General features: G+C 74.7%; 14 protein-coding genes and 1 pseudogene. 4 read left to right on the top strand and 11 right to left on the bottom strand.

The genetic code is table 11. The features are described from left to right. The 4 genes from tsaD to UWG_RS0123955 form a co-directional block, all read right to left on the bottom strand. Positions 1-765: tRNA (adenosine(37)-N6)-threonylcarbamoyltransferase complex transferase subunit TsaD (tsaD, locus tag UWG_RS0123970; RefSeq protein ID WP_016909737.1), on the bottom strand; the 765-nt coding region annotated here is incomplete at its 3' end. Continuing rightward, positions 758-1,330: a ribosomal protein S18-alanine N-acetyltransferase gene (rimI, locus tag UWG_RS0123965; RefSeq protein WP_029391722.1), complete on the bottom strand. Its 573-nt coding sequence runs from the start codon at positions 1,328-1,330 to the stop codon at positions 758-760. The genes rimI and tsaD, both read right to left, overlap by 8 nt. Positions 1,331-1,376: 46 nt before the next feature. After that, positions 1,377-2,048 (bottom strand): tRNA (adenosine(37)-N6)-threonylcarbamoyltransferase complex dimerization subunit type 1 TsaB, encoded by a 672-nt coding sequence (gene tsaB, locus UWG_RS0123960; RefSeq protein ID WP_016909735.1) that lies wholly within the window; start codon positions 2,046-2,048, stop codon positions 1,377-1,379. 165 nt (positions 2,049-2,213) lie between these two features. Beyond that, entirely contained in the window at positions 2,214-3,563 is a 1,350-nt protein-coding gene (locus UWG_RS0123955; RefSeq protein WP_016909734.1) for an LmeA family phospholipid-binding protein, read from the bottom strand. A 238-nt stretch (positions 3,564-3,801) separates the two neighbouring features. On the opposite strand from UWG_RS0123955, the gene UWG_RS0123950 reads away from it, so the two are divergent. Continuing rightward, positions 3,802-4,371, top strand: coding sequence for a hypothetical protein (locus tag UWG_RS0123950; protein ID WP_016909733.1), 570 nt, complete (start codon positions 3,802-3,804; stop codon positions 4,369-4,371). Between the two features lie 30 nt (positions 4,372-4,401). On the opposite strand, the gene UWG_RS0123945 is transcribed toward UWG_RS0123950, so the two are convergent. After that, positions 4,402-4,596: a hypothetical protein gene (locus tag UWG_RS0123945; RefSeq protein ID WP_016909732.1), complete on the bottom strand. Its 195-nt coding sequence runs from the start codon at positions 4,594-4,596 to the stop codon at positions 4,402-4,404. Between the two features lie 199 nt (positions 4,597-4,795). After that, entirely contained in the window at positions 4,796-5,200 is a 405-nt protein-coding gene (locus UWG_RS0123940; RefSeq protein WP_016909731.1) for a cupin domain-containing protein, read from the bottom strand. 51 nt (positions 5,201-5,251) lie between these two features. Here UWG_RS0123940 and UWG_RS33850 point away from each other — a divergent pair. Next, positions 5,252-5,996 (top strand): annotated as a pseudogene (locus tag UWG_RS33850) (DJ-1/PfpI family protein); the annotation flags it as partial. Between the two features lie 62 nt (positions 5,997-6,058). Here the strand turns inward: UWG_RS33850 and UWG_RS0123930 are convergent. After that, complete coding sequence (locus UWG_RS0123930; RefSeq protein ID WP_029391721.1) at positions 6,059-7,621, bottom strand: FAD-dependent monooxygenase; 1,563 nt, start codon at positions 7,619-7,621, stop codon at positions 6,059-6,061. Between the two features lie 360 nt (positions 7,622-7,981). Between UWG_RS0123930 and UWG_RS0123925 the strand changes: the two genes are divergently transcribed. Continuing rightward, complete coding sequence (locus tag UWG_RS0123925; protein ID WP_016909728.1) at positions 7,982-8,266, top strand: helix-turn-helix domain-containing protein; 285 nt, start codon at positions 7,982-7,984, stop codon at positions 8,264-8,266. Here UWG_RS0123925 and tsaE read toward each other — a convergent pair whose 3' ends face one another. Genes tsaE through alr form a run of 3 tightly spaced genes read right to left on the bottom strand, consistent with a single transcriptional unit; the run spans position 8,267 to position 11,451 of the window. Beyond that, entirely contained in the window at positions 8,267-8,830 is a 564-nt protein-coding gene (gene tsaE / locus UWG_RS0123920) for a tRNA (adenosine(37)-N6)-threonylcarbamoyltransferase complex ATPase subunit type 1 TsaE (protein ID WP_016909727.1), read from the bottom strand. Further along, positions 8,769-10,094 (bottom strand): alpha/beta fold hydrolase, encoded by a 1,326-nt coding sequence (locus UWG_RS0123915; RefSeq protein WP_016909726.1) that lies wholly within the window; start codon positions 10,092-10,094, stop codon positions 8,769-8,771. The genes tsaE and UWG_RS0123915 overlap by 62 nt, the downstream gene beginning before the upstream one ends. Before the next feature lie 40 nt (positions 10,095-10,134). Further along, positions 10,135-11,451 carry an alanine racemase gene (alr, locus tag UWG_RS30885; RefSeq protein WP_016909725.1) on the bottom strand — a complete coding sequence of 439 codons (1,317 nt, stop codon included), beginning with the start codon at positions 11,449-11,451 and terminating at the stop codon, positions 10,135-10,137. A 164-nt stretch (positions 11,452-11,615) separates the two neighbouring features. Between alr and UWG_RS0123905 the strand changes: the two genes are divergently transcribed. Beyond that, positions 11,616-12,149, top strand: a complete 534-nt coding sequence (locus UWG_RS0123905; RefSeq protein ID WP_033196335.1) for a GNAT family N-acetyltransferase — start codon at positions 11,616-11,618, stop codon at positions 12,147-12,149. Positions 12,150-12,159: 10 nt separating this feature from the next. On the opposite strand, the gene UWG_RS30880 is transcribed toward UWG_RS0123905, so the two are convergent. Then, a partial coding sequence (locus tag UWG_RS30880) for an NAD(P)H-hydrate dehydratase (protein ID WP_016909723.1) occupies positions 12,160-13,264 on the bottom strand: 1,105 nt, incomplete at its 5' end.

Here is a 13,264-nt window from a genome sequence, read left to right as displayed (position 1 = left end):
GAGGACGTCGACGACGGCCTCCTGGAACGAGGCCGATACGTCGGCGACCGGCACGTCCTCGCCGGCCTTCCGCTTCGCCTCGACCCACCGAGCGACGGCCGTCTTCAGGCCGGAGAAGGAGAAGTCGTAGGCGGCGTCCCGCGGTCCCGTGAGGCCGCGGGGGAACGCGATCGCCGCCGGGTCGCCCTCGCGCGCGTACCTGTCGATGACGGGGCCGCCGGGGAAGCCCAGATCGAGGACGCGGGCCACCTTGTCGAACGCCTCGCCTGCCGCGTCGTCGATGGTTGCGCCGAGCGGACGCACGTCGCTGGTGATGTCGGGCGCGAGGAGGAGCGAGGAGTGGCCGCCGCTGACGAGCAGCGCCATCGTCGGCTCGGGGAGGGCGCCGTGTTCGAGCTGGTCGACGCAGATGTGCGAGGCGAGGTGGTTGACGCCGTAGAGCGGCTTTCCGAGCGCGTACGCGTACGCCTTCGCCGCCGAGACCCCGACGAGCAGCGCACCCGCGAGCCCCGGCCCCGCGGTGACCGCGACGCCGTCGAGATCGGAGGCGGCGACGCCGGCCTCGGCGAGCGCGCGCTCGATCGTCGGGACCATCGCCTCCAGGTGCGCCCTGCTGGCGATCTCCGGTACGACGCCGCCGAACCGCGCGTGAGTGTCGACGCTGGAGGCGACGGCGTCGGCGAGGAGGGTGTGTCCGCGGACGATGCCGACGCCGGTCTCGTCGCAGGAGGTCTCGATGCCGAGGACGAGGGGTTCGTCAGCCATGGTTGCCTGTCCCTTGGGTGGTGCCTTCGGTGTGGTCGGTGGTGCGCGGGGCGTGCGCCGCGGCGTGGGCGGCCGGGTCGGCGAGGCGCATCACGAGTGCGTCGACGTTGCCCGGCTGGTAGTAGCCGCGTCTCGTGCCGACGGGTTCGAAGCCGAAGCGCTCGTAGAGGCGCTGCGCCGGCGCGTTGTCGACCCGGACCTCCAACAGCGCCTCGTCCGCCTCCAGTTCGGTGGCCGCGGCGAGGAGCCCCGCGAGCAGCCTCGCCCCGAGCCCGGTGCCGCGGTGCCCCGGCAGCACGCCGATCGTCTGCACGTCAGCGGTGCCGGCGACGACGGCGACGCCGCCGTACCCGACGAGCCCCCGGTACTCCGAAGTACCGGCCCCCGCCTCGGCGACGAGGTACCGCCGGGTCGCGAACGGGCCGCGTGCGTGGGCCAGTTCGGACCAGAACATGCCGGCCGTCCACGCGTCCTCGGGGAAGAGCTCCGCCTCGAGACCGAGTACCGGCGCAATGTCCCACCAGCGCATCTCCCGCAGCGCCACGGCGGGCGGGGGCGCCGTCATCCCCGCCCCCTGCGGCGTGCGGGACGCCGGGCGGCAGCCACCGGGGTCACTGCGGCGTGACCACCTTGTAGTTCGCCGGGACCTTGGCGTCGGGCCGACGGAGGTAGAGCGGCCGGGGCGGGAGCAACTCCGCGCCCGCTGCGAGGCGTTCGGCCGCCAACCGCGCGAGCGCCTCGGCCGACTGCTCGGCCGGGAGGTCCTTGCGGACGTCGGGGAAGGACTCCGGGTACAGCCGGGCTCCCGCGCCCACGGCGGGCAGCGCGGCGACGTCCGCCGGCAGGTCGCCGGGGCGGTCGACGGCGGGGTCGCCTTCGCGGGTGCGGGCGTCGGCGTAGCGGGCCCAGTAGACCTCCTTGCGGCGCGCGTCCGTGGCGACGACGAAGGGCTCCCTGAGGCCGGAGGCGTACGCGAGCCCGTCGAGCGTGCAGACGCCGTGCACCGGCAGGTTGAGCGCCGCGCCGAACGCGGCGGCCGTCGCGAGACCGACGCGCAGCCCCGTGTAGGGGCCGGGGCCGACGCCGACGACGAGCGCGTCGACCTCGCTCAGGGCCCGGTCGGCCTCGGCGAGGACGCGGTCCACGGCGGGGAGGAGGAGTTCGCCGTGGCGCCGGGCGTCGACCTGGTGGGAGGCGGCGAGGGTGCGGCCGCCGGCGCCGTCGGCCTCGCGGAGGGCGACCGTGACGGCGGGGGTTGCGGTGTCGAGGGCGAGCAGTAGCACGCTCTCCAGCGTACGGCGCCCGGCGGGGTGCCCTCGCCGCGGGCGCTCAAAGGGGCGTGCGCGGAGGCTGCGCACCCCCGCTGGGTCTGCCACGGATCAGCGGCGCGGACGTCCGGAACGCGCCCGGCGCGCACACCCCCCGGTGCCCGCCCGGGGCGCCGCCCGTCAGTCGTCCTTCTGCGCCGCCTGCTTCTTCGCCGCGTCGCCGAACGGCATATCGGTGCCGGTGAGCTTCGCCCTGATCCCTTCCTTCTCGACGGAGATATGCCGCAGCCGCACATCCCCCGGGATCTCGGGGAGCTTCATCGAGAGCGACAGCTTCTCCGCCAGCTTCGGCTCCTCGATCTTCTTCAGCGCGTCCACGAGCGACGGGTCTACGCCGATCTTCTGCAGAACCCCCGGGTTCTGGACGGCGAGGTCGACAAGGTTCAGCTTCATCACCTTGTCGAGGAACTTCGGCGTCCCCGTGACGCGGTTCAGCTCGGCCTCGCTCTCCCGCACCCGCTGCGCCCGCTCCTCGGAGAGCCCGAAGCGCTCCGCGATCGCCTCCACTCCGAAGAGCGCCTTCGCCTTCGCCGCGTCCCGTTGGACGCGCTTGGCCATGGGCTCGGCCAGGCGCAGGCCGCCGTCGGGGCCCGGTGTGAAGCTGAAGAGCCCCGGGACGACGAGCCGCATGTCGTCGACGGTGGTCCCCACCCCGTGGTCGCTCGTGCGCTGCAGCTGCGCCCGCGCCTTGACCTTGACCTTCGTCCCGGCCACGGGGAGCTCTCCGTCGGCGAGCACCGTGCTGGCGCCGCCCGCTGTGAACTGCACCTGGGAGGTGCCGAGTTCGCGGTCGAGGTCGTCGAAGGCGAGGAGGACGTCGCCCTCCATGCGGCCGAGGACCGCGCCCTTGATCGAGGTGGGGGCGTCCCCGACGATCTTCACATCCTCGACGTTGCCGTTGATCTGCGCGAGCGAGATCCGACCGGCGGGGACGTCGGGGATCGTCACGTCGACGTCGTCCATCCGCTCACCGAGGAGCTGGGTGAGGAAGGGGAAGCCGCGGATGTGCACCTCGGGTGCCGCGTGCAGGTTCATCGCCTCCTGCACCTTCTTCTCCGCCTGCTGCTCGGCGTAGAGGGCGGCCCAGCGGTCGCCGACGACGGCGAAGGCGAGGAGGACGCAGCAGGCGATGGCGATCTTGATCGTCATCCGCAGCCGGGACCTGCGCCTGCGGCGCACGGCGCGGAGGTACGGCATGTCGTCCGTGTATGCGGGCTCGTCGTGGTCCGAGCGCAAGCGGAATCCGAGTGGGCCGTCGGCATGCGGGTCGCCGTACGAGTCGTCGTAGGGGTCCGCGTCGGGCGAGAGCGCCTCGTACGGGTTGGAGCTGCTGTTCGCGGGGGGCGGCGGGGCGTCCGAGGAGGCGAGCTCGGACAGCTCGTCGTAAGGGTTCCGGCTGCTGCCGTCGGAAGAACCGGAACCCGTCGATATCGATGAGCCGGAGCCTGTCGATGATCCGTGGGGGGTCATCGCCTCATGCGAACACAGGCGTGGCCGTTACTCCAAGTCCCGGTATACGGCCTGCGGAGAACATGTGTATAAGAGGTGCCTGCGGTATCTGCACCGGCTCCGGGCCGGAGCGTGTCGGTACCGGCTGCTACCGTCAACGCCGGCACGGAGTACGGCGTAACGGCGTAACGCAGCGGTCGCGAAGCCCGCGCGCGCCCCGTCCCGTGCACTCGGGAGAGCAGGAGGAAGGCGGCAGACCATGGCACGCAACAGCGCGGGTTTCGTCGTCGCTGGGCTCACCGCGGCGGCGCTCGCCGGTGTGGGATTCCTCGCGCTCCAGGCCGACGCCGCGCAGGACCGCGCGGAGCGGAGCAAGCCCTCCCCCTCCCCCACGCGGTCGGCGAACGACCGCGAAGGCGGCAAGCAGGCGGACAAGCCGTCCAAGTCCGAGGCGGTGCCGCCGCGTTCCGGCAAGGGCATGCGCGTCGTCTACGCACTGGAGCGCAAGCGGGTGTGGCTCGTGGAGAAGGGCGGCGAGGTCGAGCGCACCTTCCGCGTGATGCCGAGTCCGGTCAGCCCGCCGCCCGGCGAGTACCGCGTGGAGTCGCGCGCCTCGCACGTCACCGGCTCGGACAACGTCCCGGTGGAGAACGTCGTGCGGTTCGCCACGGTGCGCGGCACCACGATCGGCTTCAGCGCCGCGCTCGACGGCTCCACCCCCGACCCCGAGTCCCGGCAGCAGACGGGCGGGGTGCGCGAGACCCGCGAGGACGGCGAGGCGATGTGGCTCTTCGCGACGATCGGCACCAAGGTCGTCGTCGTCCGCTGACGCGCGGCCGGACCTGCTGCCGACGGGCCTTCAGGCCGCGTCGCACTCGCTTCTCTCTCCCGGCGCCTCGGGCGGCGTCGACACCGTGCGGGCCGCGGCGCACGAGGCGAGCAGCTCGCCCATCGACGGAGTCGCCCTGCGCGGGGCGCTCTCGGCGGCGGGCCGGGAGCGCCTGACTGCCACCGCGGGGGTGCGCGCCTGGGGCGCGCGCTCTGCTGCCGTCATCCCGACTCCCTGGGCTCCCCGCCCACCACGAAGGCCCGGAGGTCCGCGGCGGGCGAGGCTACTGAGGTTTACCTAACCTGGCGTACATTGCCCATGGGACCACGGCCGCGGAGTGCGATGCAACATCTTCCCGACGTGCTGTCGGGAACGCGGAGGTGCGCGGAAGGTCCGCACGCCGGAGAACACGCGCCCCAAAAGATCAGCGCGCTTCGCGCCCCAGCGCGTGCCCCGTGGTGGCGTCGACGTGCGCGGGGAGGTCGGGGCCGTGGTCGCCGACCGAGGAGGTTCCGCGCGGCTCCAGCAGCAGGATCGCGGCTCCGCTCGGCGCGGAGGGCCGGTGCTCCACGCCGCGCGGCACCGTGAAGACGCTGCCCTGCGAGAGGTGCACGCTGCGCTCGCCCGCAGGCTCCCGGAGCGCGATCTCCAACTCGCCGTCGAGCACGAGGAAGAACTCGTCCGTCTCCGCGTGCGCGTGCCACACGTGGTCGCCCCGCACCTTGGCGATGCGGACGTCGTGGTCGTTGACCCTGGTCACGATGCGGGGGCTCCACAGCTCGTCGAAGGAGGCGAGGGCTTTGCCGAGAGAGATCGGGATGTCGTCCATGCGGCCATCGTCCATGCGCAGGCCAGTCGGCGGGAGTGCCCGGAACGACGGATGACGGAAGGATCGTCGCAACACCGCGTCGTCGCTCTCGTGGACGCGGGGTCGAACCCCTTCGAACTCGGCCGCGTCACCGAGGTGTTCGGGCCCGGAAATCGGCGGCCGTCTCCACGGCTTCGCCCTCTGCTCGGCCGAGCCGGACACGGCGATGCGCGACGGCTTCTTCAGCCTCACGGGCGTCGCAGGCCCCTCGGCGGCCGAAGGGCGCAGACGCTGGTGGTGCCCAACCGCCCGAACGTCGAGGCCCCGTGCCACCCCGCGGTGCTCGATGCCGTCCGCGGGGCGCACGCCTCGTCGGCCTGTGCAGCGGCGCCTTCGCACTCGCCGAGGCCGGCGTCCTCGACGGCCGCCGCGCCACCCGCCCACCGGCAGTGGTCCGACGCCTTCCGCCGCCGTTTCCCCCGGGTGCGGTTCGAGGAGGACGTCCTCTTCGTCGACGACGGCGAGATCTTCACCTCCGCCGGCAGTGCCGCCGCCCTCGCCCCTCGGGCTCCACCTCGTCCGCCGCGACCACGGCGCCGAGGCCGCGGCGGCGATGAGCCGACGGCTCGGCTTCGCCGCCCACCGCGACGGCGGGCAGCGGCAGTTCGTCGTCCGGCCGCTCCCCGAGCCCCCGGACGAGCCGCTCGGACCGCTCCTCGCCCGGGCGCTGGAGCACCTCGCCGAACCGCTGGGCGTAGCGGAGCCGGCGGCGCGCGCCGCGGTGAGCCCCAGTGAGGTGCGGAAGGGCGCCACACCCGGTGGGTGCGGCGACCGTGGGCGGGGTCGCTCGTGGTCCGAGTCAGTCGGCAGAGTGGCGGATCAGCCCTGCATCACCGCACCCTCCGGCACTCCGAACCACTCCCCCAGCGCCTCCGCCAGCCCGGCCGTCGACGTCGGCGCCCGCACCCCCGCGTCTGCCGCCCAGGCCGTGAAGCCGTCCGGACGGACGAGGACCGCCGCCAGGTCCGGGCGGGACGGGCAGCCGGCCGTCAGGGTGTCGACGCGGCCGGCATATCCCGCAGCGAGGGCCCGGAGCTCCGGGTCGTCGGTGAGGTCGAGCAGGAGCGCCCGGCCGCTGTGGAGGTGGTCCGCGAGGCGGCCGCCGTCGGTGAGTTCGAGGTCCGGCGCGCTGCGGCCGATCAGCGGGTGCTCGCCCGGCAGCTCGTACCGCACCCCGCCACCGTTGAGCCGCGCGGTGAGGTACGTGGTGCCCACTGCCGTCCCCGCCAGGTCGCTGACGATCTCGCGCAGGGCCCGGGACTGGGGGTCCGGACGCATGGCCGCGACCTGGGACCGAGTCCAGTCCAGGACCCACGCACCGACCGGGTGCCGCTCGGCGGTGTACGTGTCCAGCAGCCCTTCCGGCACCCGGCCGCCGATCACCGCAGCGAGCTTCCAGCCGAGGTTCATCGCGTCCCCGATTCCCAGGCTCAGCCCCTGGCTCCCGAACGCGGAGTGCACGTGCGCCGCATCACCCGCCAGCAGCACCCGGCCCTTGCGGTACTCGGTGGCCTGGCGGGCGTGGTCGGTGAAGCGGGTCGCGGTCCGCACCGCGGTGATCGTGACGTCCACGCCGGATACCCGGCGCAGCCGCGCCTGGAGGTCCTCGGCGGTGACCGGCGCGTCCCGGTCGGCCGGCGGGCCGTCGAACTCCACGGTGACGACGCGTCCCGGCATCGGCCCGTAGGCGTACACCCCGGTGTCCGTGGCGGTCCAGCCGACCTTCAGGTCCTCGGTGCCGGTCATCTTCACGACCGCCTGGTGACAGGTGATCTCCGGGTCCGTCCCGGGAAATGCGAACCCCGCGAGCTTGCGGACCGCACTGCGGCCGCCGTCGCAGCCCACGAGCCAGCCGGCGCGTACGGCCCCGTGGCTGGTCCGCACGGTGACGGCCTCGTCGTCCGCTTCGAGGCCGGTCAGCTCCACTCCCCGGCGCACGTCGACGCCGAGCTCGTCCGCCCGACCGCCGAGCAGCCGCTCGATGTCCTGCTGCGCCACGAAGGCGATCTCGGCGGCGGGTCCGGCGTCGCCGAGGCCCGGCTCCGTACGGTCGACCAGGTCGGCGCGCAGCAGGATGCCGGCGAAGTGCCCGACGATCCCGAGCCCTTGGCCCGCGGCCCTGCCTCCGTCGCCGCCGTTCCGCTCGCCCACGAACGCGTGGAAGCGGTCCATCGCCTGCCGCTGCACCTCGGCCAGCGCGGGCAGCATGCCCCGGCGGTAGAGCGCCTCGGCGCTGGGCGTGGTGATCGCCCCGCCCTTGATCGTCGGGTCCACTTCGGTGAGGCGCTCCAGAACAGCCACCCGCGCGCCTCCGAGCCGGAGCTCGCAGGCCAGCATCAGTCCGACCGGGCCGCCTCCGGCCACCACTACGTCATAGTCCATGGCGCCGACTATGACCGAGGGCCAAGAAGGCCAAAAAGGCGATGTGGTGTCAAGGGACCGGCTCCGCAAGGAAGATGAGGAGGGCACAAACGCCGGAGGCCCCGGCGATCGACGGAAGACATCGCCTCGGGCGCACCAAACTCCACGAAGCTGTCAATGACGCATGCCGACGGTTTCAAGGAGTCGGCACGAGCGGATGTTGGCCTCTTGAGTGACGGCGATGACCGTCGGGTTGCCTTAGGGGACGGTTTCCAAGGCCCGGTCGACGACGGCGGCCACGGCTCCGCGAGCGTATCCACGTCCCCAGCAATCAGGCAGGAAGAAGTAGGACACTCGGATCGGCCGCGGAGCGGACGGGTCGTGGTGAGGACTCATGCGGCGCTCCAGGCCGCCGTCGCCGCCGAGTCCACGCTCCACCGGCGCTTCCGCGCGCAGCTCGGCACGACGCCGCACGCCTGGCTCGCCCGCCGACGCGCCGCCCTCGCCCGCCGCTTGCCGGAGCGCTCCGGGGAGGGCCTCGACGCGGTGGCCCGGCGCAGCGGCCCCAGCACCCCCGCCAACCTGCGCACGGTGGTGCGCCGTACGACAGGGCTCACGCCCGGCGCATACCGGGCGCGCTTCGGGGAGGAGCGGACGGTCCCGTGACTACCCGAGCGCGGAGAGAGCGCACCCGGCCCAGCGTGCGCCGACGCCCGTCACCTCCACGCTCCGCGGGTCGTCGTCGGGCGCCGCGCCGTCGTCCTCCCCGAGGCTGCGCCCCAGCCGGACGTGGAGCCGGTCCTCGGTGAGCTCCTCGACGCGGCCCTCTCCCCACTCGACGACGACCACCGACTCGGGCAGCGTCACGTCCAGGTCGAGGTCCTCCATCTCGTCGAGGCCGCCGCCGAGCCGGTAGGCGTCGACGTGGACGAGCGGCGGCCCCTCGACGAGCGAGGGGTGGACCCGGGCGATGACGAACGTCGGAGAGGTGACGGCGCCGCGGACGCCGAGGCCCTCGCCCAGACCGCGAGTGAGCGTGGTCTTGCCCGCGCCCAACTCACCGGTGAGCAGCACGAGATCGCCGGCGCGCAACAGGGGCGCGAGCGCTCTGCCGAGCTCCTGCATCCGCTCCGGCGTCTCGACTCTTCCCGACCAGTGGGCGGTGGGCTCAGCGGCCTCGTGCGGTGCGGTCGTCGCGGGGTCCCCGGTCTGGCGGTGCGGTGCTTCCATGGCTCCGGATGGTACGCGTCAGCAGCGCGGCGAGTTCCTCGTTGACCTCCTCCGGACGCTCCAGCATCGCCAGGTGCCCCGTGCGTTCCAGCACCGCGAGCTGCGCCTGCGGGAGGGCGGCCGCGATCTCCTCGCTGTGCTGCACCGGCGTGATCAGGTCGCGGTCCGCCGCGAGGACGAGTACCTCCGCGCCGCTCAGGGCCCGGAGCTCCTCGCGCTTGTCGTGGACGCCGAAGGCGGGCAGGAACTCGGCGACGACGTCGATCGGCACCGACTCCAACAGCCGCTCGGCGAACCGCGCGACACCCGGGTCGACCTCGCGCGGGCTGCCGAAGGAGTAGCGCTTCACCAGCCCGGCGAAGACGTCGGCCGCCGCCCGCCGCCCGCGCTCCACGAGCTCGGTCTGCGCGACGAGCGCGCGCAGCACCCCGGGCAGCACCCGGCGCGCGGCGCGCACGCCGGCGGCCGGCAGCCCGTACGTCACCTCGGCGAGCCGACCGGCGCTCGTCCCCAACAGCGCGACCCCGACGACGCGTTCGGCGACGTACTCCGGGTACTGCGCGGCGAGCGCCATCACCGTCATGCCGCCCATCGAGTGGCCGACGAGCACCACGGGGCCGCTCGGCACGGCCGCGTCGAGCACGGCCTTCAGGTCCCGGCCGAGCAGGTCGATGGAGACCTCCCCGCCGACGGGGCCGCGGCCCGAGCGCCCGTGGCTGCGCTGGTCCCACCAGACGGTGCGCACCGCGCCGCGGAGCGCGGCGCGCTGGAAGTGCCAGACGTCCTGGTCGAGGCAGTAGCCGTGGGAGAAGACGAGCGTCGGCGGCTCGGGCGCGGGCCCGCCGGGCGTACGCCGGAGCAGGCCCGACAGGCGGTCGCGGTACGGGCGCACGGGCGGCCCGGTCCCTTCGAGCCGCACGGAGGGGACGCTCGGACCGCCGAACCCGTCGCCTGCGACGGCCGATCGGGCGGAGTCCGCGACGGCGCCGCCCGCGGCGGGGACTCCGGAAGCGGCGCGCTCGCCCGCCTCCTCGACCTCGTAGTGCAGCGCCGTGCCGTCCTCCGCGTACGCCGTCCCCCGCGCGCCCCGCAGCGTCCCGTACGGGCCCTCCGCGTCGAGCGCGAGGCGGGCCCTGCGCCGCACCCCGCGGTGGACGGTGAGCCGCTCGACGGCGACCCCGGCCGCGACGGCCCCTATCGCGGCCCCGGCGATCCCCGCCTTGCGGGCGGCGCCGCGCACGCCGCCGCCTTCCGACTCGGCCATGGACGCTCGACCCCCTGCGACTCCGTGCCTGGACGCTCCCTCACTGCCCCGCCGCGCGCGCCCGGTCCCCCGGGCTCCCGATACCCGCGTGCCCCTCGCCGAACTCCCGCCGGCGTGCGCCGGCTTGGCCCTGCTCCTCACGCGCGGGGCGCACCTCGGCGAGATCGGCGGCGGCCCGTGCGCCGTACCTGTGCTCCGGTGTGCGCTCGTGCACGCCGACGTAGACCCGCGGGACGCGGGCCCCGATCCGGGTGACGATCTCGTACCCGATGGTCTCCGCGGCCCGCGCCCACTCCTCGGCGGTGGGCTCGCCCGAGTCCCCGGGACCGAAGAGGACGACGGGGTCGCCCTCGCGCACGCGGCGGTCGCCTTCGGGACCGAGGTCCACGACGAACTGGTCCATGGCGACGCGCCCCGCGACCGTCCCGCGCTCGCCCCCGACGAGCACGGGACCGCGCCCCGAGGCGTGCCGCGGGACGCCGTCGGCGTAGCCGAGCGGCACGAGCGCGAGCGCCGTCTCCCGCTGCGTGCGGTAGTGGTGCCCGTAGCTGACGCCCTGGTCCACGGGCACGCGCTTGACGAGCGCGAGCGAGGCGGCGAGCGTCATCGCGGGACGCAGCCCCCACTCGGCGGCCGTGCCCACCTCGGGCGAGGGCGAGAGGCCGTAGACGGAGACGCCGGGGCGCACGAGGTCGAAGTGGGACTCGGGAAGGGTGAGCGTCGCGGGGGAGTTGGCGAGGTGGCGCACCTCGGGGTGCACGCCGGCGCGTTCGGCCACGTCGAGCGCCTCCCGGAAGGCGTCGAGCTGCGGCGCGATCGACGGGTGCCCCGGCTCGTCGGCGCACGCGAAGTGCGACCAGATCCCGGCGACGCGGACCGTGCCCTCCGCCTCCGCCGCGCGGGCCTCGCGCACCAGCCGCGGCCAGTCGGCGGGCTGGCAGCCGTTGCGTCCGAGACCGGTGTCGGCCTTGAGGTGCACCCGCGCGGTGCGCCCGGCCTCGCGCGCCGCGGCACGCGCCTCGGCGAGCGCCCAACCCCCGCTGACGGAGACGTCGACGTCCTCCTCGATCGCCCGCCGCCACGGTCCGCCCGGCGTCCACAACCAGCAGAGCAGCGGCCCCGCGTCACCCGCCGCGCGGAGCGCGAACGCCTCCTGCGGCGTCGCCACACCGAGCCAGCTCGCGCCCGCCTCGCGAGCCGCGCGGGCGCACGGCACCATCCCGTGCCCGTACGCGTCGGCCTTGACGACGGCCATCAGCCCGGCGGACGAGGCCCGCGCGCGCAGGGTGCGGACGTTGGCGCGGATCGCCTCCAGGTCGACCTGCGCGCGGGCCCGCTCGTCCCCGGGGATCTCCACTCCGGCACCCGCCGGACGCTCCACGTTCACCCGGCAAGTCTCGCAGGTCGCCCCCGCGGACGGCGCTCCGACCGATCCCGCACGCCCGCGTGCGGTGCCGAACTCCGGTGCCGATCTACGGATTCGGGCGCCGGCGGCCTCGGGGAGCGGGCAGAATGCCGGGTATGACATGGATCATCTCGCCCGAGCCGGCCGCCTCCCAGGAGGCAGACGACGTCCTCTACGCCTTCACCCACGAGGTGGCGAGCCGCTACTACGGCAGGGACGCGACCGACGCCGAGGTACGCGTGGCGCTCGGCCCCGACGAGATGCTCGCGCCGCCCCGCGCCATGCTCCTCGTCGCCCGCTCCCTCTTCGGCCCCGAGCCCGAGGAGGTCGCCTCGCGCACCGGACCGGCCGCGCAGCTCGCACCCGAGTTCTCCGGGTGCGTCGGTGTGCGGCTCCTGCAGCCCGGCATCGCCGAGCTGAAGCGGCTGTGGGTCGTCCCCGACCAGCGCGGGGGCGGGCTGGGCTCGCTCCTCGTCACGCGCGCCGAGCAGGTGGCGAGGGAGCAGTGGGGCGCCGAGCGCGTCCGCCTCGACACCCGGAGCGATCTCGTCGAGTCCCGCAAGCTCTACGCGAAGCTGGGGTACGGGGAGATCGACAGGTACAACTCGGCGCAGTACGCGGAGCATTGGCTGGAGAAGCGGTTCGGCTGAACCGCCGCGCTCAGGGGCGCAGCACCTCGCGCCACGCGTCGTGCAGCGCCGCCGCGACCTCCGAAGCCCCCGGCGGCACGGGCGCGTACCGGCCGGCAAGACCGTGCAGGTACGCGCCGGCCGACGCCGCCTCGCGGGCCGGGAGCCCCGTCGCGAGGAGCGAGCCGGCGAGCCCCGAGAGGACGTCCCCCGTACCGGCGGTGGCGAGCCAGCCGGTGCCGGTGGCGTTGACGCGCACAGGACCGCCCTCCGGGTCGGCGACGAGCGTCGACGACCCCTTGAGCAGCACCGTCGCGCGGGTCTCGGCGGCCAACCGGCGGGCGGCTCCGAGGCGTTCGGCCTCGACGCGCTCGCGCTGCTCACCGAGGAGCGCGGCGGCCTCGCCGGCGTGCGGCGTGAGCAGGGTCGCGAGGCCCCTGCCCGCGCGGTCCCGCAGCGCGTCGCGGTCCATCAGCCGCAGGCCGTCCGCGTCGACGAGCACGGGCACGTCCGAGTCGAGCACCTCGCCGACGCGCTGCCGCACCTCGCGGTCCTCCCCCAGCCCGGGCCCCACGGCCCAGGACTGCACCCGCCCCGCCCTGTGCGGCGGCCCGGCGGAGACGAGCGTCTCGGGGAAGCGCGCGATCACCGCGTCCGCCGCGGCGCCGACGTACCGCACGGCCCCCGCGCCGCCGCGCAGCGCACCGGCGACGGCGAGGACCGCGGCGCCCGGGTACCGCTCGGAGCCGGCGACGACGCCGACCACTCCCCTGCGGTACTTGTCGCTCTCCGCCGCCGGCTGCGGCAACAGCCCCGCCACGTCCGCGTGTTGGACGGCCTCGACCTCGGGCTCCTCCGGCAGGTACGGGTCGAGGCCGATGTCCACGAGGCGGAGCGCGCCCGCGCGGTCCGCGCCGGGGTCGACGAGCAGTCCGGGCTTGTACGTCCCGAAGGTGACCGTCGCGTCGGCGCTGACGGCGGCGCCCGGGATCTCGCCGGTGTCGGCGTCCACGCCGCTCGGCAGATCGACGGAGACGACCGGCACCCCTGCCGCCTCCACCAGGTCGACCAACTCGACGGCGGCGGGCCGCAGTCCGCCCTTCCCACCGATACCGACGATGCCGTCGACGGCGAGG

Source organism: Streptomyces xiaopingdaonensis (assembly GCF_000262345.1).
GTDB lineage: Bacteria > Actinomycetota > Actinomycetes > Streptomycetales > Streptomycetaceae > Streptomyces > Streptomyces xiaopingdaonensis.
Note: the sequence above shows the minus strand (reverse complement) of the source record. Positions and strands in the feature narration are given on the sequence as shown.

Bases quoted from the DNA above. Each gene is read 5' to 3' on its own strand.
- rimI (WP_029391722.1), bottom strand. From the start codon at position 1,330: ATGACGGCGCCCCCGCCCGCCGTGGCGCTGCGGGAGATGCGCTGGTGG.
- UWG_RS0123955 (WP_016909734.1), bottom strand. From the start codon at position 3,563: ATGACCCCCCACGGATCATCGACAGGCTCCGGCTCATCGATATCGACG.
- UWG_RS0123950 (WP_016909733.1), top strand. From the start codon at position 3,802: ATGGCACGCAACAGCGCGGGTTTCGTCGTCGCTGGGCTCACCGCGGCG.
- UWG_RS0123945 (WP_016909732.1), bottom strand. From the start codon at position 4,596: ATGACGGCAGCAGAGCGCGCGCCCCAGGCGCGCACCCCCGCGGTGGCA.
- UWG_RS0123940 (WP_016909731.1), bottom strand. From the start codon at position 5,200: ATGGACGACATCCCGATCTCTCTCGGCAAAGCCCTCGCCTCCTTCGAC.
- UWG_RS0123930 (WP_029391721.1), bottom strand. From the start codon at position 7,621: ATGGACTATGACGTAGTGGTGGCCGGAGGCGGCCCGGTCGGACTGATG.
- tsaE (WP_016909727.1), bottom strand. From the start codon at position 8,830: ATGGAAGCACCGCACCGCCAGACCGGGGACCCCGCGACGACCGCACCG.
- UWG_RS0123915 (WP_016909726.1), bottom strand. From the start codon at position 10,094: ATGGCCGAGTCGGAAGGCGGCGGCGTGCGCGGCGCCGCCCGCAAGGCG.
- UWG_RS0123905 (WP_033196335.1), top strand. From the start codon at position 11,616: ATGACATGGATCATCTCGCCCGAGCCGGCCGCCTCCCAGGAGGCAGAC.